The organism is Hydrogenophaga sp. (genome assembly GCF_041633695.1).
GTDB lineage: Bacteria > Pseudomonadota > Gammaproteobacteria > Burkholderiales > Burkholderiaceae_C > Hydrogenophaga.
In genome coordinates this window covers 1-1,483 of sequence record NZ_JBFJMY010000704.1, presented here as the reverse complement: position 1 = coordinate 1,483, position 1,483 = coordinate 1, and the positions used below count along the sequence as shown (strand labels likewise).

At 68.0% G+C, this 1,483-nt stretch carries 1 protein-coding gene; it reads right to left on the bottom strand.

The window, feature by feature from the left end:
• Positions 1–1,313: glycoside hydrolase family 15 protein (locus tag ABYB95_RS23400; protein ID WP_372662744.1), on the bottom strand; the 1,313-nt coding region annotated here is incomplete at its 3' end.
• Positions 1,314–1,483 lie beyond the last annotated feature (170 nt).

The window sequence follows — 1,483 nt, the reverse complement described above, 5'->3', positions numbered from 1 at the left end:
CGCCAGTAGCTGGCGCGGTGCGGCAGACCCAGGCGCAGCGCGATCTTGGCCAACCGGTCGCAGGCCGCCCAGCACATCAGCAGCGACGAGGTGTGCACGCGCGAGCGGGTGCGCAGTTCCCACATGCCGGCGTCGGGCTGGTTGTGCACCCGCACCGCCTGTTCGCCCACCGCCTCCAGCAGTGTGAATTCGGCCAGGCCCGCCGGGCGCAGCAGGCGCTGGTCGTGAAAGGCCTGTGCCGCGCCCAGCACGATGTTGCCGTAGACGTCGTGCTGGAAATGTTCGTAGGCCTGGTTGCCGCGCCGCACCGGTCCGTTGTCCCGGTAGCCGGGCAGTTGCGGTACCAGGGTTTCGATGAGTTCGCGCTCGCCGCCAATGCCGTACAGGGGTTGCACATGGCCCCCCGCCGAGCTGGCGACCACGTTGGTGAGCCAGCCCAGATAGCCCTCCATGGTCGCCACTTCCGACAGGCTGTTGAGCGCCCGCACCACAAAGAAGGCATCGCGCAGCCAGCAGTAACGGTAGTCCCAGTTGCGCTGGGTGCCGGCGGCTTCCGGCACGCTGGTGGTGAGGGCCGCGACGATGGCGCCGGTGTCTTCAAAGACGCAGAGCTTGAGCGTGATGGCGGCGCGGATCACCGCGTCCTGCCATTGCAGCGGCAAGGCCAGGCGGCGCGTCCATTCGTGCCAGTAAGACAGGGTCTCGCGCTGCCAGATTTCGGCGGTCTCTTCAATTCCGCTGGACAGCGATTCGTCCGGTCCCAGCAGCAGGCTCACCGGCTGGGTCAGCACAAAGGGCTGTTCCTGCAGCACGTAGGTCAGCGGCACATTGGTGGTGAGGCGCAAGACCTGGTCCGGCCCCACATAGCGGACGTGGTGGCTGCCCTGGGTGGTGCGCGGCTCGGTCTTGCCCCAGTCGAAACGCGGGCGCAGCACGATGCGGATGCGCGGCGCCCCCGACAACACGCGCAGCCGGCGCACCAGTTGCAGCGGGTGGAACATGCGCCCCTTGCTCATGAAACGCGGCGTGAAGTCGGCAATCTCCAGACTCTGGCCCTGGCTGTCGGTGAGCCGGGTCAGCAGCACCGCGGTATTGGGTTCGTAATGTTGCTCGGTCTGGGCCAGGTCTTCCATCACGATGGAGAAGCGGCCATCGAGCGGGTCGGCGCCGCCCAGCAGGGCGTGAAACACCGGGTCGCCGTCGAACCGCGGCCAGCAGCTCCAGACGATGCTGCCCTGGCTGTCGATCAGCGCGCTGGCGGCGCAATTGCCGATGACGCCCATGTGCAGAGAGGCGGTGGCGGGATGCTTCATGGGGAGGACTCCTGGTTATGGTTCGTGCCAAAGGACGAACGGGTGGCGTCCAGCCACCCGCGAACCGCTGTCGGGTCGGGCAGGCGGAACGGTGCCAGCGATGCCCCCGCGCCGACCTTGACGGCCACGCCGCCCAGGGCCAGCACGGCTTCGAACGCGGCCTCGTCGGT